The 19,012-nt window shown below is 70.3% G+C and carries 19 protein-coding genes and 1 pseudogene; 11 read left to right on the forward strand and 9 right to left on the reverse strand.

Translation table 11 applies throughout. The features are described from left to right. Positions 1–14 precede the first annotated feature (14 nt). A complete protein-coding gene (locus ACZ49B_RS16365; RefSeq protein ID WP_468305901.1) occupies positions 15–833 on the forward strand; it encodes a VOC family protein in 819 nt (272 codons plus the stop codon). Between the two features lie 28 nt (positions 834–861). Here ACZ49B_RS16365 and ACZ49B_RS16370 read toward each other — a convergent pair whose 3' ends face one another. The 4 genes and pseudogenes from ACZ49B_RS16370 to ACZ49B_RS16385 all read right to left on the reverse strand — a co-directional run bounded on the left by ACZ49B_RS16370 (position 862) and on the right by ACZ49B_RS16385 (position 4,747). After that, a complete protein-coding gene (locus ACZ49B_RS16370; RefSeq protein ID WP_468305904.1) occupies positions 862–2,691 on the reverse strand; it encodes a tetratricopeptide repeat protein in 1,830 nt (609 codons plus the stop codon). Between the two features lie 104 nt (positions 2,692–2,795). Beyond that, the gene (locus tag ACZ49B_RS16375) at positions 2,796–3,203 is read right to left on the reverse strand and encodes a hypothetical protein (protein WP_468305906.1); all 408 of its coding nucleotides are present in this window, start codon (positions 3,201–3,203) and stop codon (positions 2,796–2,798) included. A 94-nt stretch (positions 3,204–3,297) separates the two neighbouring features. Beyond that, positions 3,298–3,857: pseudogene (locus ACZ49B_RS16380) on the reverse strand (Uma2 family endonuclease). Next, entirely contained in the window at positions 3,854–4,747 is an 894-nt protein-coding gene (locus tag ACZ49B_RS16385) for a helix-turn-helix domain-containing protein (protein ID WP_468305908.1), read from the reverse strand. Before ACZ49B_RS16385 ends, ACZ49B_RS16380 begins: the two are co-directional and overlap by 4 nt. 356 nt (positions 4,748–5,103) lie before the next feature. On the opposite strand from ACZ49B_RS16385, the gene ACZ49B_RS16390 reads away from it, so the two are divergent. Together ACZ49B_RS16390 and ACZ49B_RS16395 are read left to right on the forward strand one after the other, a co-directional pair. Continuing rightward, positions 5,104–5,961 (forward strand): Scr1 family TA system antitoxin-like transcriptional regulator, encoded by an 858-nt coding sequence (locus tag ACZ49B_RS16390; RefSeq protein WP_468305911.1) that lies wholly within the window; start codon positions 5,104–5,106, stop codon positions 5,959–5,961. After that, entirely contained in the window at positions 5,958–6,206 is a 249-nt protein-coding gene (locus tag ACZ49B_RS16395; protein WP_468305912.1) for a DUF397 domain-containing protein, read from the forward strand. The genes ACZ49B_RS16390 and ACZ49B_RS16395 overlap by 4 nt, the downstream gene beginning before the upstream one ends. Before the next feature lie 174 nt (positions 6,207–6,380). Here ACZ49B_RS16395 and ACZ49B_RS16400 read toward each other — a convergent pair whose 3' ends face one another. Next, positions 6,381–6,902: a hypothetical protein gene (locus ACZ49B_RS16400; RefSeq protein ID WP_468305914.1), complete on the reverse strand. Its 522-nt coding sequence runs from the start codon at positions 6,900–6,902 to the stop codon at positions 6,381–6,383. A gap of 110 nt (positions 6,903–7,012) precedes the next feature. On the opposite strand from ACZ49B_RS16400, the gene ACZ49B_RS16405 reads away from it, so the two are divergent. Beyond that, positions 7,013–7,204, forward strand: a complete 192-nt coding sequence (locus ACZ49B_RS16405; protein ID WP_468305917.1) for a DUF1059 domain-containing protein — start codon at positions 7,013–7,015, stop codon at positions 7,202–7,204. Positions 7,205–7,363: 159 nt separating this feature from the next. Then, positions 7,364–7,783 carry a TOBE domain-containing protein gene (locus tag ACZ49B_RS16410; protein WP_389009052.1) on the forward strand — a complete coding sequence of 140 codons (420 nt, stop codon included), beginning with the start codon at positions 7,364–7,366 and terminating at the stop codon, positions 7,781–7,783. Between the two features lie 8 nt (positions 7,784–7,791). On the opposite strand, the gene ACZ49B_RS16415 is transcribed toward ACZ49B_RS16410, so the two are convergent. The 3 genes from ACZ49B_RS16415 to ACZ49B_RS16425 all read right to left on the reverse strand — a co-directional run bounded on the left by ACZ49B_RS16415 (position 7,792) and on the right by ACZ49B_RS16425 (position 11,935). Beyond that, positions 7,792–8,238, reverse strand: a complete 447-nt coding sequence (locus tag ACZ49B_RS16415; protein ID WP_468305919.1) for a molybdopterin-dependent oxidoreductase — start codon at positions 8,236–8,238, stop codon at positions 7,792–7,794. Between the two features lie 80 nt (positions 8,239–8,318). After that, positions 8,319–11,111: a molybdopterin-dependent oxidoreductase gene (locus ACZ49B_RS16420; protein WP_468305922.1), complete on the reverse strand. Its 2,793-nt coding sequence runs from the start codon at positions 11,109–11,111 to the stop codon at positions 8,319–8,321. After that, entirely contained in the window at positions 11,108–11,935 is an 828-nt protein-coding gene (locus ACZ49B_RS16425; RefSeq protein ID WP_468305925.1) for an FAD binding domain-containing protein, read from the reverse strand. Before ACZ49B_RS16425 ends, ACZ49B_RS16420 begins: the two co-directional genes overlap by 4 nt. Before the next feature lie 267 nt (positions 11,936–12,202). Here ACZ49B_RS16425 and ACZ49B_RS16430 point away from each other — a divergent pair, with 267 nt between their 5' ends. Next, entirely contained in the window at positions 12,203–13,342 is a 1,140-nt protein-coding gene (locus tag ACZ49B_RS16430) for a PucR family transcriptional regulator ligand-binding domain-containing protein (RefSeq protein ID WP_468305926.1), read from the forward strand. Next, positions 13,318–13,659 (forward strand): PucR family transcriptional regulator, encoded by a 342-nt coding sequence (locus ACZ49B_RS16435; RefSeq protein WP_468305929.1) that lies wholly within the window; start codon positions 13,318–13,320, stop codon positions 13,657–13,659. Before ACZ49B_RS16430 ends, ACZ49B_RS16435 begins: the two co-directional genes overlap by 25 nt. A gap of 10 nt (positions 13,660–13,669) precedes the next feature. Here ACZ49B_RS16435 and ACZ49B_RS16440 read toward each other — a convergent pair whose 3' ends face one another. Next, positions 13,670–14,074, reverse strand: a complete 405-nt coding sequence (locus ACZ49B_RS16440; RefSeq protein ID WP_468305931.1) for a TOBE domain-containing protein — start codon at positions 14,072–14,074, stop codon at positions 13,670–13,672. 289 nt (positions 14,075–14,363) lie between these two features. Between ACZ49B_RS16440 and ACZ49B_RS16445 the strand changes: the two genes are divergently transcribed. The 4 genes from ACZ49B_RS16445 to ACZ49B_RS16460 all read left to right on the forward strand — a co-directional run bounded on the left by ACZ49B_RS16445 (position 14,364) and on the right by ACZ49B_RS16460 (position 19,002). Further along, positions 14,364–15,227 (forward strand): LysR family transcriptional regulator, encoded by an 864-nt coding sequence (locus ACZ49B_RS16445; protein WP_468305933.1) that lies wholly within the window; start codon positions 14,364–14,366, stop codon positions 15,225–15,227. 411 nt (positions 15,228–15,638) lie between these two features. Further along, positions 15,639–16,631 (forward strand): heme ABC exporter ATP-binding protein CcmA, encoded by a 993-nt coding sequence (gene ccmA / locus ACZ49B_RS16450; protein ID WP_468305936.1) that lies wholly within the window; start codon positions 15,639–15,641, stop codon positions 16,629–16,631. Then, the gene (locus ACZ49B_RS16455; RefSeq protein WP_468305938.1) at positions 16,631–17,671 is read left to right on the forward strand and encodes an ABC transporter permease; all 1,041 of its coding nucleotides are present in this window, start codon (positions 16,631–16,633) and stop codon (positions 17,669–17,671) included. The genes ccmA and ACZ49B_RS16455 overlap by 1 nt, the downstream gene beginning before the upstream one ends. After that, positions 17,668–19,002, forward strand: coding sequence for a YcaO-like family protein (locus ACZ49B_RS16460; RefSeq protein ID WP_468305940.1), 1,335 nt, complete (start codon positions 17,668–17,670; stop codon positions 19,000–19,002). The genes ACZ49B_RS16455 and ACZ49B_RS16460 overlap by 4 nt, the downstream gene beginning before the upstream one ends. Positions 19,003–19,012 lie beyond the last annotated feature (10 nt).

Genomic DNA, 19,012 nt, shown 5'->3' on the forward strand with positions numbered 1-19,012 from the left:
GGAGTCGATCGATCATGGCTGAGTTCCCGGAAGGCGCTCCGTGCTGGGTGGACGCGATGTTCAAGGACGTGGAGGGCGCCAAGGCCTTCTACTCCGACGTGCTCGGATGGACCTTCGGTGAAGCCTCCAGCCAGTACGGCAACTACACGCAGGCCTACTCCGACGGCAAGGCGGTCGCGGCCGTCGTCCCGCCGATGCAGGGCGGCGAGGCGCCGTCGCAGTGGTGTCTGTACTTCGCCTCGCCCGACGCGGCGGCCACCGCCGAGAAGATCAAGTCGGCCGGCGGCGAGCTGATGATGGAGCCGATGCAGGTCGGCACCTTCGGCACGATGGCGATCGCGAAGGAACCGAGCGGCGCGGTCTTCGGCGTCTGGCAGCCGGGCGAGCACAAGGGCTTCGAGAAGATCGGGGAGCCGGGCGCGTACGCGTGGGCGGAGGTCTTCACCCGTGACCCGGCGAAGGCGGACGCGTTCCTCCCGAAGGTCTTCCCGCTCGGCGCCCAGAAGATGGAGCCGGGCGACGACCCCGAGATGGCGGGGATGGACTTCAAGATCTTCAGCGTCGGCGGCACGGAGAACCCGGTCCTCGGCCGGATGAAGATGGGCGACGACTTCCCGGCGCACATGCCCCCGTACATCCAGGTCTACTTCGGGGTCCCGGACTGCGACGAGGCGGTGGCCAAGGCGAAGAAGCACGGCGGCAAGCTCCACTTCGGCCCGATGGACAGCCCGTTCGGCCGCTTCGCCGCCCTGACGGACCAGCAGGGCGCGGCGTTCGCGGTGATCGACATGTCGAAGACGACGGGCGAAATGCCGAAGCTGTCGGACGCGTAGCCGCCTCCGCCTCCGGTGGCAGGCGGGGTCACTCCTCAGTGGGTGGCCCCGCCTGCTGTTGCCAGTAGGCGAGGTTGTGCAGGGCGCCGCGGGTATCGGGATGCTCGGGTCCCAGGACTCGCACCATGTCGATCAGTAGTTCCTCCAGGCCCGCTGCCGCTCTGGCCGCGTCCCCGGCCTCCCCGCGCCAGTTGGCGAGGTTGTTGCGGGTGGTGAAGGTGTACGGGTGCTCGGGCCCCAGTACGCGCGTCAGCTCGGGGAGCAGCTCTTCGAAACCGGCGGCCGCCCCGGCGGCATCCCCTGTCTGCCCACGCCAGTAGTGGAGATTGACTCGGGTGGCCAGGGCATAGGGGTGGTCGGAGCCGTGTACCCGCGAGTGGTGGGCCAGCAGTTCCTCGAAGCCGGCCATGGTTCCAGCCGGGTCACCCACCTGGCCGTGCCAGTAATGCAGGTGGCTGGAGACGGAAAGGATATGGCGGTCGTCGGGCCCGAGTACGCAGATCAGTTCGGGCAGTAGAGCCTCCAGGGCTCCCACCGCGCTGGACGGGTCCCCGGCCTGCCCCCGCCACATGGCGAGGTTGTTGCGGCTGAGAAGGGTGTACGGGTGGTCGGGCCCGAGTACGCGTGTCAGATCGGGCAGCAGCTCCTCGAAGGCAGTGGTCGCCCCGGCGGCATCACCCGCCTGCCCGCGCCACTGGGCAAGGTTGTTCCGGGCGGCGAGGGTGCCGATGTGGTCCGGCCCGAGTCGGCGGTGCGCGGCTACGGCGAGCCGCTGGTAGTGATCACGGGCTGCTGAGACTTGCCCAGATTCGCCCAGGCTTCTCCCTGCCCGGAAGAGCAGGCGATGCGGACCTTGCCCGTACAGGGGGCCCTCGGCGTGGGTGGTGAGCTCAGCAGTGTTCGCGCGCAGGGCCTGAGCGAGCTGCGTGTCACGTTCGATATCGGGCCAGGCGTCGAGCAGCGCGTCGGCGGCGATGCGCGCAACGTCCTCGTACTCGGCATGGGTGAGGGTGTCACGGGCTGCGCGTTGGATGAGCTGGTGGACGCGTACGGTCTGGCCGGTGTGGTCGATGAGGCTCAGGCGGTGCAGGGCCCGCAACGCCGCCGAGGCTTCCTCGCCGGGCAGGATGGCGGTCGGGATGCCGTTCGGGTCGAGCATGGACAGGAGCTGGAGAGCCGGGCGGGCCATGCCCACCGGGCGGAGGGTGTCGGCGCGGTCGATGGACAGGGACCAGGCGGCGGCCACGGTGTGGGCCTGGTCGTCGGGCAGGGCGCCGGGCTCCGGCAGCAGTTGGTCCAGGCTTCGGGCGCGGTCCGTCAGCCGGCCGCGATAGGTCGCACAGTCCAGGCCCGCGTCCAGGAGATACGCGGCGGCCTGGGAGAGGGCCAGCGGGAGGTATCCCAGGTCACGGGCCAGCCCTGCGATCTCCTCCGGGGCGTCCGCCCTGCCGTGGGACAGGTACGCGACCGCCTCGGCCTCGGTGAACACCTCGACCTCGCGCGCGTGGCGGCCCGGCCCGGTCAGGACGGCGTCGCGGCGGCGGGTGGTGATGAGGGTGCGGTCGGGCGGGGGCCGCAGACCGCGCAGGTCGGCGGGGTCGGCCAGGTCGTCCAGGACCACGAGCCAACGGCGTGGCCCCGCATCGGGCTTGGGCTCCAAGTGGGCAAGGAACGCCGAAGCCGCCTTCTCGGGGTCGTCGAAGTCGCGGCCGAGCAGGCGCGCCGCTGCCTCGGCGTAGGCCTCCACGATCGCGCTCCGGGTGCTCGCGGTGACCCAGACCAGCAGTTCCAACTCTCCCGCAGCCAGGGTGCTTCGGGCGTACGCGGCGGCCATCTGGGTCTTGCCGACCCCGCCCATCCCGGCCAGGACACGGGCGCCGTTCAGCGGGCGGTCCTGGAAATGGAGCGCCTGCGGCGGGATGTTGCCGATCTGGATCGCGGATGCCGGTCCGGTCAGCCCTGTTACGGAGCCGGCGGGTGAGGGGGGTTGATGTGGATGCCCCCGTAGACCACGTTCGCAGCGGCCGACCCGCTGTCCGCCCGGATCGTGATGTCCCGGCCTGCCGAGGCCACACCCGGCGTCAGCAGCGTTTCCAAGTCGGAGGCAGCCTGCTGCCGCTCACGCTCGGCCAGGCTCTCCAACCGCTGCTCGATCAGCGTCTGCCAGATCCCCTCCTGGCGGAGCCGGGCCCGTTCGGAGCCGTCGGCGGCCAGCTCGGCGGCCGTACGGTCCAGCCGTTCCAGCTCGGCCGCACGGCCGAACCACCGCGCGACCCGGTCCCGTACGCCCTCCCAGGCATCCGTGCCTGCCGCCTGCACGATTCCGGCCCCGCCCGCCGCGGCCAGCGCCGTCAACGACTCCTGGAGCATCCTGCCTCCCCCGCCTGAACGTGGAACCGACCGTAATGCCAAGCGACTTCCCGCACGGGTGCTTCAGGGGAACTGCATGGGTGCCTGGGGGCCGCTATACGTAGAGGGGCAGGCCGACCGTGGAGATGGTCCAGTCGCCGATGGTGACGTCCTCGCCGTACACGAAGTCCTTGCGCGTCGCGTAGCGCGGCCCGGCGGCGGTCTTGTGGATGTCCGACAGGACGGAGCCCGTGCCCGTGCGGGGGTCGAAGATCGCGTAGACCGGGATGCCGAGCAGCGGGTAGTCCCGCATCTTGCCGACCCAGTCGTTGTCCGGGTTGGAGCGGAGACGACCTCGAGGGCGGCGATGAGGGTGCGGGGGTCGAAGGACCCCGGGATCTCCATGTCCGCCTCGGCGATCAGCATGATGTCGGGCAGACGCAGGATGCCCTGGGGCTCGTCCTCCACGTCCGGGGCTCCGGTGTGGGCGACGACCTCTTCCGGCATCACCTTCTCGAGGCGGCGGCTGATCCGGGCCGCCGTCAGCTCGTGAGGGCCGTTGGGCGCCGTCATGTCGTGGACGATGCCTTCCCTGGTGATCTCCAGCTTGCCGGGCAGGGTGTCCTGCATGTGCTCGACTGCGGCGCGCATCGCCCGGTAGCGGGCGGTGGTCATGCGGGGGCGCAGCCCTTGCAGGTGCCGGGGGTTGGGCTGCGGAAGGCGCGGTCGCATTTCCCGCAGGTCTGGAAGGGGTCCGGCGCGACGTAGGGCTCCCTGCGGGCCAGAGGTGGCAGCAAGGGCGGGAGCTGGGTCGTCAGGCGGTGGGCGATCAGGCCTGCCGGGTTGCGGGGGTGGTCCGGGAGGTTCGCGGTGAGGGCGCTGGCCACGGCCTGATGGGTGGCCCCGCGTTCCAGCCAGGCTTCGACGCCGCCTGCGAGGCGTTGGACGTCCCTCGCTCCGAGGAGCAGGCGTGGGTCGGCCCGGCGGAGTTCGGCCAGGAGCTCCTCGGCCAGCTGTCGGCGGGCCGGGTTGTCGGGGTTGCGGGGCGCCGGGAGGGCCGCCACCTGTGGTTTCGGCCGCGCAGGGGCCTCCGGCTGCTTTGGGGGCGTCCGGGGCCGGGGTGCCGGTTCCGGGTCGGATCCCGGGTTGGGTGCCGGTTTCAGGTCGGGTTCCGGCTCCGAGGTGGGGTCCGGCCTCCGTACGGGCTTTCCCTCGGGTGGGGTGACGGCCTTCGGGTCGTTGTAGAACACCGTCCGGGTGACGATCCGCCCGTCCGGGCGCTGCTCCGCGAGCCGCCTGAGGTACCCGTACGCCACCAGCTCGCGCAGTGCCTTACCGATCGCGCTCTCCCCGAGCGGGAGCTGCCTGGCCAGGGCTTTGATGCCGACGGGAGTGCCGGCGGGCACCGACTGGATGTACGAGGCGAGGGCCCGCGCGTTCATCGACAGGTGCGGATGCCGGATCAGGTCGTTGCTGACGACCGTGAAATTGCGGGTCTGCCGGACGTTGGCGTGTTGAACGCCGTACGTGGCGCGCGAGGGAGCGTTAGAGTGCTGGAAAGCCATCGGGAAGTTGGATCCTTCTCGTGGTCAGGCCCTCGTCGGGATTGCGAGTCCCGGCGGGGGCCGCCTTGTGTCTGGAGTTGTCGCGGCGAGCATATGCCAGGCAACCGGCATGAAATCCAGTTGAGTTGGGTCGGTTCACCCGTGTGAGTGAGACGCGCTCCGGGGAGGCTGGCAGGGGTTGGTTGGAGTTCTTTCTCCCGGTTCTTGAAAACAAAAGCGTCGTGACGCACCGGGTCCCGGTCCAGCGCGACCCGACGGCGCGAGCGGCCCGCACGCATGTCCACGACTTTGTCCAAAGCTGTCGGGACTGCCTCAACGTGAGTGACGGGTAAGGCGCGTTGAGGAGGTGGGTGCGCATGGGCGTGGACAGTGACGGCACGGAAGAACACAGCTGGGCCGTGGACCCCGAGGACGAGCAGGGCGCGGCGGTGGTCGCGGCGCTCGGCCGACAGATGCGGGCGCGGCGGGAAGCGCTGGGGATGCGGGTCGGCGACCTCGCGGCGGCGATCCAGTACGGCGAGGCCCTGATCTACAAGGTCGAGGGCGGCAAGCGGATTGCCAAGCCGGAGTACTTGGACAAGGTGGACGCGGCCCTGAAGGCCGGAGGCCTGATCCGGGCCATGGGGGAGGACCTGGGCCGGGTCCGGTACCCGAAGAAGGTCCGGGAGCTCAAGAAGATGGAGGTCAAGGCCGTCGAGGTCGCGGCTTACAGCATCCACCACGTTCATGGCCTACTTCAGACCGAGGCATGCGCGCGAGCGATGTTCGAGATGCGGCAGCCGGCATACACGGAGGACGAGGTCGAGCGGTTCGTGGCCGCGCGCCAGGACCGTTGGTCGATCTTCAACCGAAACCCGGCACCCACGCTCAGTTTCGTCCATGAAGAGAGTGCGCTCCGCCGCCCGCTCGGGGGCACAATGGTGTGGCGTCAGCAGCTCGAACATCTGCTGGAGGTAAGCCAGTTGCGCAACATGTCGTTCCAGGTCATGCCGCTTGACCGTGAGGTCCATGCCGGAATGGACGGCGGGATCGACGTGCTGAAGTTCGGAGACGGAACGGCAGTGGGGCGCTCCGCAGGCGCCTTCAATGGACGTCCGGTCTCCGACGCGAAGCAGCTTCGGATCCTTGAGCTGCGATATGGAATGATCCGAGCCCAGGCTCTCTCGCCGTGGGAGTCCCGGGCGTTCATCGAGCACTTGCTGGGAGTGACATGATCCACCACCGCGAGTTGGACTGGTTCAAGAGCAGCTACAGCGATGGCAGCGAAGGCGACTCCTGCGTCGAGGTGGCGTGGTTCAAGAGCAGCTACAGCGGTGGCAGCGAGGGCGACTCCTGCGTCGAGGTGGCGGCCTGCCCCGAAGCCGTCCGCGTCCGGGACTCCAAGGTGCTCGACGGGCCCCAGCTGGCGCTCGCGCCGCAGGCCTGGGCGGGCTTCGTCTCGTACGCGCGCGAGGTCTAGGGCCTGTCTTTCGGATCATGCCGGGCTCGCGGGGCTTGGCACACGCGCTCGCCGCGTCGTCGTCACTCGCCAACGCTCCGCGTTGACTCCCTCCTCCGCCTTGCGATCGCACGCACCAAGCCCCGCTCCCTGACCCGGCCTGATCCAAAAGACAGGCCCCAGCCGCCGCCCCCGTCAGGCGTTGTTGGCGGCGGCGTGGGAGGCCGCTCGATAGCAGGGGGAGCCGACGGAGAATTCGAGCTGCGGCTCCTGCGCCCGTGCTTCCTTGTGGGCGGTGACCGTCACCGAGAACCGCCCCGTCCCGTCCGAGGCCTGGATTGCGGGACCGTCGTCCCGGATCTTCCAGCCGTTCTCGCCGAGCGCCCTGTGCAGGTTCTGCATGGCGGCGTCGAGCTGGTCGCTGGTCAGCCCGGCCACCGACCAGGGGTGCTGTATCGCGTACAGGTCCTCGCCGTACTCGTCGCAAACGACGACGTTGATGCCGGGCTCACTGACCTCGCCCCCGACCCCGGCCATCTCCAGCACGCGCTCCGAGACCTCCCTCGTCTTCGCGCGCGCCGGGTCGGGATCCATCCGCTCCGGCGTGTAGGGGAGCTCCATGATGTTCGAACACCCCGTCGACAGGGCCAGCAGCGAGGCCGCGAGGGCGACCGCGAAGAGATGCCCCGTACGACGTCTCAGACCGTAATGCCGCATTTCACGTCCCCGTCCCGGTCGCCGTCACTGGTCCTGACCGCAATCATGACGGCCCGGCTTTCGCCGGGGGCGGGCAGGGAGGATCGTGGGGAGTGGAAGGGAGGCGCGTCATGCGCAAGGTCATGGACTGCAGGGAGTACCCCAGCGAGATCGGGTGCACCCTGACCATCACGGGTGAGGAAGACGAAGTCCTGGGGGCGGCCGTCCAGCACGGCGTCTCCGTGCACGGTGAAGAGGACACCCAGGAGTTCCGCGACGCGCTGCGCGGCATGCTGAAGCCGGAGGTACCCCAGCACGCCTGACAGCCAGCACGCCTGACAACCGCAGGGGCGAGCCGCACGAGTGGTTCCGGCTGGCGGATGCGATGGGTCGGATGCACGGCGGGGCAGGGGTGCTTACGGTCGATCTCGTGCGGTTCTTCCGGACCGTGCGAGGTCACCAGCCAAGAGGTCGAGCACCCCATGAGCCTGAGCATCCGCAACCAGATCGCCGGTACCGTCACCGCCGTCACCACCGGCGAGGCCATGGCCACGGTCAAGGTCCGGCTGGAGGGCGGCCAGGACATCACCGCCGCCATCACCGCCGACGCCGTCAAGGACCTCGGGATCGCCGAGGGGTCCTCGGTCAAGGCGCTGGTCAAGGCCACCGAGGTGGCGCTGGCCACCGGCGCCGTCGACGGCATCAGCATCCGCAACCAGCTGGCCGGCACCGTCTCCGACGTCGCCACCGGGGGTGCCATGGCCTCCGTCAAGGTGGACGTGAACGGTGGCGGGTTGACCGCTGCCATCACCAAGGACGCCGTCGAGGCGCTCGGCCTGGCCGCCGGGTCGTCCGTGGTCGCGCTGATCAAGTCCACCGAGATCTCGCTCGCGACCGCCTGACCGCCTCGTCAGAGCCCCAGGCTCGGTGGCGACAGCGCGCCGAACCACACGTGGGTGACCGCGCTGACGTAGCGCGCCCCGCACCGGTCCGACGGCACCACCAGCTGTGCGCCCGTCTCGTCGAGGTCCTCCCCGTCGAGGCGGGTCGCCAGCAGCACCGGGCTGTCGCCGAAGTCCGCGTCGAGCTCGGCCCAGGACAGGACGCTGTGGTGCCCGTCCCCGCCGCTGACCGCCAGCAGGAACCGGCTGCGGTCCTTGCGCCGGCGCGCGTCGAAGGACGGCCCGGCGTCCGCGACCACGTCGCGCAGCAGCGCGCCCTCGAACACATGGTGCTGCGGACCGTTCGTCGCGCACTCGAAGGTGACCGCGGCCCGGTGCTGTGCCCGGTCCCGCAGGTCCGCGACGCTCAGCGTCGCCGGGTGGTCCAGATCTCCGTGCAGCATGAGTTTGGCCATGTGGCGATTGTGCCCGGGGCCCGTCATTCCGGAACCTCATCTGCAAGGTTGATGGCTTGACACAGCCCGCAGATGTGGCTTCATCGTGTGCTCTGCCCTTGCAGATCTTGCAACCTACGATTCACCTTGCGCCAGACGATGTCGCGTGTCACCGGCATTTCCGTGAACCGCACCCCCGTCGCGTCCCGCAGGGCGTTCGCGAAGGCCGGGCCCACCGGGTTGAACGGGCTCTCGGACATGGACTTCGCGCCCAGCGGGCCGATCGCGTCCGAGGTCTCCATGAAGTGCACCTCCGTCCGCGGGACGTCCGCGTACTGCGGGAGCCGGTAGCGGCGGAACGCCGCCGTGGTCACCTCCCCGCGCTCGTCCACCCGTACGGCCTCGAACAGCGTCGCGCCCAGCGCCTGGGCCACGCCGCCCTCCACCTGGCCGCGGCACTGCATCGGGTTCACGACCTTGCCCGCGTCCGCCGCGTGGACGGACCGGAGGATCTTCATCTCTCCCGTGTCCGGATCGACCGCGAGGCGGAACCACTGGGCGTTGAAGGCCACCGAGCGGGGGGAGCCGCCCCAGTGGCCGTCCGCCGCGAGCTCGTCGAGCTTGCCCTTGTCGTACGCGGCCTCGTACAGCTCCTTGAGCGTGACGGTCCGGCCCGCGCAGTCGAAGGCCTCGGCCTCCAGCGTGCACAGGTGCCTGGCCACGCCCGTGTGCCGGGCCGCGAAGGTCTGGAGGCGCTCCGCGAGCGAACCCGCCGCCAGCATCACCGCCTTGCCCGCCACCACCGTGCCGGCCGAGCCGAAGGCCCCGGTGTCGTGGCGGACGACGTCCGTGTCGGACTGGCGGACCGTGATCCGGTCGACCGTGGTGTTCAGGGCTCCCGCGGTGATCTGCTGGTGGACGGTGGTGGTGCCGTTGCCGAACTCCGCCGTCCCGACCGCGATGTCGTACGTACCGTCGCGCAGCAGGCTGACCCGGGCGTCGGCGAAGTGGCCGCCCGGCGGGCCGGTCGCGATCATCGCGACGGCCGCGCCCGTCCCCGTGAGCCAGCCCTCCGGGACGTCCTCGTGGCTGCGGTCCTCGGCGATGGCCCTGCGGACGACGTCCATGCACTGCTTCATCCCGTACGAGGCGATGAACAGGTCCTCTTCGTGGCCGATCGGGGTCACCATGGGGTCGCCGGCGCCGATGACGTTCTTCTCGCGCAGTTCGAGCGGGTCCATGCCGAGCTTGACGGCGAGCTCGTCCATCACCGATTCGAGGGCGAACAGGACCTGGCCCAGGCCGTAGCCGCGGAAGGCGCCCGCCGGTACGCCGTTGGTGTAGACGGAGTACGCCTCCACCTCCTTGTTCGGCGCCTTGTAGACGGCGAAGGACTCGCCGACGCTGTGGAACATGACCGCCGGGCCGTGGTTGCCGTAGGCGCCGGTGTTGGAGAGCACGCGGATGCGCAGCGCGGTGAGGGTGCCGTCGGCCTTGGCGCCGATCTTGATGGTGATCTTGAAGGGGTGGCGGGTGGTGGCACCGTAGAACTGCTCGGCCCGGGTGAACTCGAGCTTCACCGGGCGCCGCAGCTTCAGGGCGGCGAGGACCACGATGTCCTCGGTGAGCATCTCCTGCTTGCCGCCGAACCCGCCGCCCACGCGGCCCGCGACGACGCGGACCTCGTCCTCGCCCAGGTCGTAGAGCGCGCACAGCGCCCGCCGGGTCAGGAACGGGGCCTGGGTGGAGGAGCGGACGGTGATGCGCTCGCCGTCGCCCTCCTCCTTGGGTTCGAAGTACGCGACGCTGCCGTGGGTCTCGAGGCTGGCGTGCTGCACGCGCTGGGTCCGGAAGGTCTCCTCGTAGACGACGTCCGCCTCCGCGTAGCCCTTCTCCATGTCGCCGATGGTGTTGTGCACCTCGCCGCACACGTTGTTCTCGGCGCGGAAGATCCCCGACTCGGGGCCCTTGGGGTGGAGGACGGGGGCGCCCGGCAGCATCGCCTCCTCCGGGTCGATGACGTACGGGAGTTCCTCGTACGTGACGACCACGCGGCGGCAGCCCTCCTCGGCGGCCTGCTCGCTGTCGGCGACGACGGCGGCCACGCGCTGGCCGACGAAGCGGACCACGTCGTCCAGGACGCGGGTGTCCATCGGGTCTTCGGTGGGGTGCTCGTGGCGGGCGGACGAGTACAGCCGGTCGGGGGCGTCGTGATGGGTGAGGACGGCGTGCACGCCCGGGACCTGGAGGGCGTCGCGGGTGTCGATGTCGACGATGCGGGCGTGCGGGTGCGGGGAGCGCAGCAGCTTCATGTGGAGCAGGCCCGGCACCTCGACGTCAAAGGTGTAGCGGGCGGTGCCGGTGACGACGAGGGGGCCCGCCGGGGCGCCCAGGGACGTGCCGACGGCCTGCCCGGCCTCGGGGGACTCGGTGTGCTTCACCCCGCGGACGGCGTCCTCGATGGCGCGGTAGCCCGTACAGCGGCAGATGTTGCCCTTGAAGGCGCGCGGGAGGTCCTCGAGCTTGCCGTCGTCGTGGGCGGTGCCCTGCTCGGCCTGGAGGGCGGCGGTGGTCATCAGGAACCCGGCCGTGCAGAAGCCGCACTGGAAGCCCTGGGCGTCGAGGAACTGCTGCTGGGCGGGGTGGAGTTCGCCGCCCTCCTTGGCGAGGCCCTCGACGGTGGTGACGCAGCGGCCCTCGGCGCGGACCGCCGGGTAGAGGCAGCTGTGCACCGGCTGCCCGTCGACGTGGACGGTGCAGGCCCCGCAGTCGCCCTGGTCGCAGCCCTTCTTCACGCCGAACCAGCCGCGCTCGCGCAGGTAGGTGCGCAGGCACTGGCCGGCGCGGGGCTCGTCCTCGAACCGCTGCTTGTTGATCTCGATCTCGTAGCTCATCGCGGTGCCTCCGAGGGGCAGAGTTCGCGGCGGATCTGCTCGGCCAGGTGCAGGGCCATGTGGCGCCGCCAGTCGGGCAGGCCGTGGATGTCGTCGAACCACTCGTCGGGCCGGACGGCGCCGTCGATCGCCCCGCGCAGCTCGGCGGCGGTCGGCGGCAGCGCGAACCAGAAACGGAAGGGGCGGGTGGTGGCGGCGGTGACCGTGAGGGCGAAGGAGCCGTCCTGGGGGTCGGACGTGCCGATGACCAGGGCTCCGGAGCGCCCGAGCCCGTAGAGCGAGGCCTGCCGGAAGGCCGTACGGCACTCCAGCGAGCGGGCGGGCAGCCGGACCGAACGCAGCAGCTCGCCGTCGCGCAGGTCCTTGACGCCGGCGCCGCGGACGAAGTCGGCGACGGGCATGCGGCGGGTGCTGCCGTCCTGGCCCTGGAGGAGGACGGTGCCGTCGAGTGCGGCGGTGAGGGAGATCATCGGGCCGGCTGGCAGGCCGTTGCAGAGGTTGCCGCCGACGGTGGCCATGTTCCAGATCTTGAACGAGGCGAGGAAGGCGCGGCAGCACTGCTCGACGAGCGGGGCGGCGGTGGCCGGCAGGGTCCGGCCGAACCGGGACAGCTCGGTGATGGTGCAGGTGGCGGCGATGTCGAGGGAGCCGTCGGGCTGCCAGGACAGGGGCGGCCAGCCCATCCGGGAGAGGTCGACCAGGCGGCGGACGTGGGGCTGGGGCTCGGAGAAGAGGTAGGTGCCGCCGCCGAGCCAGGCGTCGCCGGGGCGCCAGGGTTCGCGGCGGCGTGCATCGCGCACGTCGAGCACCGTGTTGAGATCCAAGGTGAGCCACCAGCCTCTCCGGACTGACGCGGGGACATGTGGCTGCCCCGGGGGATGACCGTGCGTTTCCAGTCAGTGAAGCAACGGGGGCGGGGCGGAAACGACTGGTGCCGGACACGGAAACAGGTGGACTCCGGACGGTTCGCCCTGGATGATCGACCAAGAGGCCAACCAGGCACTTGCCCTTGCATTTACGATGATTTTCCTCGTATTCGCCTGGCGAATGTGGCCGATGTGGGCTGCCAGCCACCGCAAGGAGTCCCCGCCGTGCACGTCCTCGACCTGCTCCAGTCCGACAACCTCGGCCTCACCCTGCTCTGGGGCGAGGACGCCCTTCTCGGCCAGGAGGTCAGCGGGGTCACCGCCACCGACCTGGAGGACCCGCGCCGTTTCCTGGGCCCCGGAGAGCTCGTGCTCAGCGGTCTGGTGTGGTGGGCCGACGGCGATCTGGCCAAGGCGGATCGATTCGTCTCCGCGCTCGCCGAGGCCGGGGCCACCGCCCTCCTCGCCGGCGAGGAGACGCACGGCAGGGTCCCGGACGAGCTGGTGGCCGTCTGCCGCGCCCACCGCGTACCGCTCGTGGCCGTGCCCGCGCAGACCAGCTTCCGGGCCGTCACCGAGGCGGTCTACCTGCGCCAGTGGGGCGATCTGAGCCGCCGCCCGACCCGGCTCTTCGCGCTCCCCGAGAACGTGCGCAGCGAGCTCAGCCGCCTCCTCGAGGGCGGGGCAGGACCGGCCGAGCTGCTGGACCGGGCCTGCGCCCACCTGGGCAAGGTCGCCTGCTACCTGCTCACCGCCAGCGGCCGCACCGTCGCCCGCACCCCGTCCGCACCCGCGATCCCGGCCCGGCGGGCCGGCGCCGTGCGCGACGGGCTCTCGCTGCGCATCGAGTCCGAGAGCTCCCCGTACGACGCCTGGCAGCTGCACGTGCCGGACGCGGACGCGGCGCCCCCGCGCGTGCTCCACGAGATCGCCGAGGTCTTCGCCCAGTACCGCGACGGCCAGGCGCGCCGCACCGGCGCGGTGCGCGCGGCGGGCCGGGAGCTGGCCGCACTCCTCGACGCGGAGGGGCCGGCCGCCGACCCGGGCGCGCTGGAGGAGGCGCTGGCCGCGGCCGGACTCCCGACGGGGGGGGCGCCTACCGGGTGCTCGCGGCGACGGACGGCGACGCCCTGGCCGAGGCGCTGGCCCACCTGGAGGACGTCCCGTACGCGGTGGGGCGCTCGGTCGCGGTCCTGTACGAGGACCAGGACGCGGCGGTCGACGTCCCGAGCCGGCTCCGCCCGGTCTGGCCGCTGCTCCGGGCGTGCGGCGGCCCGGACGCGGATCTCCGTCTCGGCGCGGGCGGGCGCGCTTCGGGTGCTGAGGGACTACGCGCGTCGATGCACCAGGCCCGCTTCGCCCTGACGGCGACGGACGGGTCCACTCCGGTGCGCGCGGTGGAACAACTGGACACCCTGGCCGCCCTGTTGGCCGGAGTCCCGGCCGAGGTCCGGGCGGTCTACGCGGCGCGGACGCTCGGGGCGCTCGGGGACGGCATGCTGCGCGAGACCCTGGAGGTCTTCCTGGCCCACAACTGCTCCTGGACGCGCACGGCGGAGGCGCTGCACCTGCACGTGAACACGGTGCACTACCGGATCGAACGGGTGGAGTCCCTGACGGGCCGTGACCTGTCCCGCCTGGACGACAAGCTGGACCTCTACGCGGCGCTGCGCTGCGGCTGAGGGTCGCGGTTCACGGCAGGTCGACGTACACCTCGGTGGACTTCACCCGTGCGGTGACGCTCACCCCGACCGCGATCCCGAGCTCCTCGACCGACTCCCGCGTCACCACGGACACCACCCGGTGCGGGCCCGCCTGGATCTCCACCTGGGCCGCCACGTCGTCGAGCCGTACGGCGGTGACGATCCCCGCGAAGGAGTTCCGTACGGACGTGGCCGTGCCGTTGCCCGCCGGCGGCTGGGGCTGCGGCACCCCGGCCCGCTCCTTGGCGAAGGCGGCGAGCGTCACGCCGTCGACGGTGCGCGCCCCGTCGGGCGCGCGGCGCGCGGCCAGCCGCCCGCCGTCGGCCCAGCGGCGCACGGTTTCGGCGCTCACGCCCAGCAGACCCGCAGCCTGCCCGATCGAGTACAACGGCACGCCCGCACCCTACCCGCGGCCCGAGGCCCGGATCTTCACGGGCGGGGGCCGTTCGTCCGCGACGGATGCGTCCGAACCGCGCGGGGCTCGGACGGTCCCGCCGGGCAGGAGGAACAGCTTGTTTTCGGCCACATGTGCCTGGATGGCTGAATTGAATTCATCGGGACGCGGTTCGTGGAAAATAGTTTCCACAATGGATGGGTGGGATCGTCGGTGGGGTGACGGCGGTCACTGCGACCTCAGGTCACGGCTCGCGATCAAGGTCAGTGCCGGGTGGTATCCATGAGCCATGGGGATTGAGCTGCACCACATACGGGGATTTCTGGCCGTTGCCGAGGAGCGCAGTTTTACTCGCGCGGCCTATAAGTTGAACATTGCACAGCCGACGCTGAGTCGTACGGTGCAAGTACTGGAAGAGCACGCGGGTGCGCGCTTGCTGAATCGCACGACGCGGAGAGTGGAACTGTCAAAGGAAGGAGAGCGTCTTTACGGGGAGCTGTCCGTTCTGCTGCCGCGGCTGGACGCCGCCCTGCGGCTGGACGGGGCCCGGATCCGACCGCGCCTCGTCTTCGCGTGGGGGCTGCCGGGCACTTGGGCGCAGCGGGCCGCGGCTCGCTTCGAGGGGGCCGCGGGAGTGGGCGTCGAGTTCGTCAGGCGTGACGACCCGTTGGCGGAGCTGGAGCGCGGGGACGCGGATGTGGCGCTGGTCTGGGGCAGGATCTCGGCCCCCGACGTCTCGGCCACGATCATGCTCCATGAAGAGCGCGTGGCGGCGGTGGGGCGCGATACGCCATGGGCGGCGCGTGCCGGCATTCCTTGGGGCGAGGCTGCTGACCTGCCACTTGTCCTCAATACGGTGAGCGACTCGACTCCGCCTGACGAATGGCCGCGTCGGTGCAGGCCGCGGGTCGGGGTCGAGGTGGGGAACCTCGACGAGGCCTTGGAGGCGGTCGCGGCCGGACGTGGCATCGCCGTTCTTCCGGACGCGGCGGCCCGGCGGCATCAGCATCCCGGTGTCTCGTTCGTGCCGATGGTGGACGCGCCGCCGGTTCCCCTCCACATGGTGCATCGCAAGCGTGATGCGCATCCGCTGACACGGCGGCTCATCCTTGCCGCCCATCAGGCTGCAGAGTCGGCCGAGGTGGCCGCCTGAGGGCGTGCCTGCCGCACAAGGAGCCGGTCTGCTCATTCATGCGCCACCCGCATAAATACGGGTGAGATTCTATTTCTGGACCGACTGGCTTCGGATATATAGTCAAGTTCGAGCCGCTGACGAGGGTTTAACCAGTTCCCGTCGGTGCGGCTCACGGGGGAAGGGGAATTTTATGTCTGTTTGGCCCGACCAGTTACGGCTACCGCTCACGGTGTGCCGCGAGGCGTAGAGGGTTTGATCCGCCGCTTTCGTGCGGATTGCAGGACCTCCGTTTCGCTTTCGTTTCTTAGTGTGTTGTTGCAGTCCGGCATTTTTCGGCTGGGGAGACTGCTTTCTTTGGCGTGCCCTGATTTCTCCTGTGCACGCATATTCCCTGGCCGGTTCTTTTTTGTTGGAAGGGTGTGCATTCCCGTGTCCGATGTACAGAGTCCAGCGCTGTCCGGCCCCGCGGACGCGGTCGTCGACGTCCGCGAGCTGTACAAGCGGTACGGCACCGAAGATGCGGTCGGAGGGGTGAGTTTCCAAGTCCGTCCCGGTGAGGTGTTCGGTCTGCTGGGCCCCAACGGGGCAGGAAAGACAACCACATTGGAATGTCTCGTCGGGCTGCGCAGGCCTACCGAGGGCACCGTGCGGATCCTCGGCCTGGACCCGGCAGAACGGACCGAGGAATTCCGGAGGTCGGTCGCCGTACAGCCCCAGGAAGGCGCCTTGTTCCCGAATCTGACGGTGCACGAAACGGTGCAGCTGTGGGCGTCCTTCTATCCGGACCCGGCCGACGTCGATGCGGTACTGGACGACGTTGGGCTCGCCGAGGAGGCCTGTCGCAGGGTCCAGGCCCTGTCCGGGGGACAACGGCGAAGGCTGTTGCTCGCCGTGACGGTGGTCGGCCGCCCGGACGTGCTCGTCCTGGACGAGCCGGCCGCGGGCCTCGACCCGCAGTCCCGCAAGAACCTGTGGGCCGTGGTGCGCGCGCACCGCGAGCGCGGCGGCACCGTCCTGCTCACCACGCACGACATGACGGAAGCCGCCGAGCTCTGCGACCGTGTGGCCGTCATCGTCGGCGGCCGGATCGCCGCGTGCGACACCCCGACGGCACTCGTCGCGCGGCTGGCGGACACGAGCACGGTGACCTTCACGGTCGACGCCTCGGCGTCCCTGGAATCCGTCCGGCTCCTGAGCTCGACCATTGCCGTCGAGGCAGCTCCGGTCGAGGGGGGAAGGGCCGCCGTGCGGGTCCGCACCCGCGACTCCGACGAGACGCTGCGCAACATCTCCGCAGACCGGGAACTGCAGGTACGCGGACTGGACGTCGTACGCGGAGGCCTGGAAGAGGTCTTCGAAACCCTGGCGACCGGTGCCGGTGCGCGTGCCGCGGACGCCACACGAACGCCGGAGGGATCCTGATGCGCTCGGCGAGCCCGTCGTCGGCACTGCGACAGCTGATCACGGCCAATGCCCGTGAGCTGTACAGAGACGGCAAGACCCTCTTCTTCGTGGTGTTCTTCCCGTTGCTCTTCCTCGGGATGTTCCTCGGCTTCGGCCACCTGAACACCGGCGGTTCATACCGTGTGGCGGTCGTCGCGTCGCCCGTACAGCAGCAGATCCTCGAACGGATCGCGGCCGAGGACGGGTTCTCGGCCGAACCGTGGTCCGGTGAGGCCGATCCGACGCAGCTCGGCGGATACGACGCGATCGTCCAGGCGGCCGACGGCCGTGCCACCGTCACCCTCGACTCGGCGAAGTTCGGCGCCATGCGGACTCTGCGCGAGGTGCTCGACGACAGCGGCGTCAGCCCGTCACGAGCCGCCTTCCGCACCCCGGACGGGGGTCAGCCCTTCGATCCTGTCAAGGCCTCCTTGCCGACGGCGCTGCTGATGGCGCTGATGTCGGTGGCGTTCTTCGGTACGGCCACGCCGCTCATCGCCCTGCGGCAGCGGGGCACCCTGAGGCTGCTCGGCACCACGCCGCTGCGCCGGCTCACCTTCGTGGTGGCGCAGGCCCCCGTACGACTGGCGCTGGTCGCCGGCCAGCTGATCCTGCTGGGAGCGGTCGCCGTGTCGCTCGGCTTCCTCTCCGCCTCAGGCACGGTGCTGCTGTTCGCGACCGGCATGCTCGGGGCGCTGATGCTGTTCGCCTTCGGCTACCTGGCCGCCTCGAGGCTGCGAAACCCGGAAGTGGCCAACGGCATGCTGGCCGTCCTCATGCCTCTTGTCCTTCTGCTCGGCGGCCTGTTCATCCCGTTGGAGATGCTCCCGGGTGCCTTGCGGACCCTGTCCGACGCCGTACCCACCACGTACCTGGTGGACGCACTGAATCACCAGCTCACCGGCGCGCCGTCCACGCACGGCCTCGGCGTCGACTGGCTGGTGCTGACCATCGCGACGCTGATCTTCGGCGGCCTTGCCGCCTGTCTGTTCCGCTGGGACCAGGGAGAAGAACGATGACTTCTGGCGCATTGCAGGCCGGCCTCGGCCGGCTCAAGGACCTCGACGCACTGGTCGGGCCGTACGGACTGGTCGAGCGGACCCACCGGCTGCCCAATCAGCACGGCGACGCACGCTTTCCCATCTCGACGGCGTCGCTGGGGAACCTGACCCCGGTCGTCCCCAACGTGGCGCATTCCGTGGGCGGTCGGGACGTACGGGGGGAGATGGACGGCGCCGGCGGCGCCCCCGATCCGCAGCGGGCATCCCTGCTGAGCGTGGCCGAGGCGCTGGAGCGCTACTCCATGTGCGTCGTACGCCCTGAGGAGATCATCTGGGCGACCGCGCAGGAGCTGGGGTCGCAGGCCCTCGACCTCGAGAGCTTCCCCCGCTGCTCGCCCGCGGAGCTCGCCCACCCGAAGGCGCTCACCGTCGACGTCGACACCCGCGCCCCCATGCGCTGGGTTCGAGGCTGGTCCCTTACCCGGCGAGAGCCGAAGTGGGTGCCCGCGGTCCAGGTGTGGATGCATATCCCGCCCCAGTCGGTGGGTGAACGGGGCTGGAACCCCATCTCCACCGGCTGCGCCACGCACAGCGACCTCGCGCAGGCCTTGATCAACGGACTGTGCGAAGTGGTGGAGCGCGATGCGATCGCACTGACGTGGTACCAGCGCCTCGCCCTGCCGCGCATCGACTTCGACGAGGTGCCCGCTGCTCTGGAGCCGTTCCTCAGGAAGTCGCGCGACAGCCTGGTGGACACCGTCTTCTTCGACGCGACCACGGACCTCGGCATCCCGACCGTCTACTCGGTCGACCTGTCACCGCACAACGAGGTGCTGGGACAGATGGTCATGTGCAACACGAGCCTGGACCCGGCCGACTCGGTGGCGAAGATCATCAGGGAGTCGGCGTCCTCGCGGATCGCGATGCAGGTCAACCGGCCGATGCCCGACTCGGTCGACGACTTCCAGCACGTCTTCCACGGCGCTTCCTACATGGGGAGCCCCGACCGGCTCGGAGACTTCGACTTCCTCCTCAAGGGGAAGGCGCGGACGCCGTTCAGCGAGCTGCCCCACCTGTCCAGCGGAGACAGCGGCCAGGACCTCGCTCTGCTGGTCGACATGCTCGCGCGGGCCGGATACGAGGCGGTGGCCGTCGACTGCACGACGGACGAGGCGCGCGACGTCGGCTTCCGCGTGGTCCGCGTGCTCGTACCGGGCCTGATGCCGCTGTCCTTCACACACCGCGCCCGGTATCTCGCGCATCCCCGGCTCTACGAGGCACCGGCCCGCATGGGATACCCCGTGCACGCCGAACCCGACCTCAACCCGCTGCCGCAGCCGTTCGCGTGATGCGCACGCT

This window comes from Streptomyces sp. NPDC031132, from assembly GCF_055570595.1.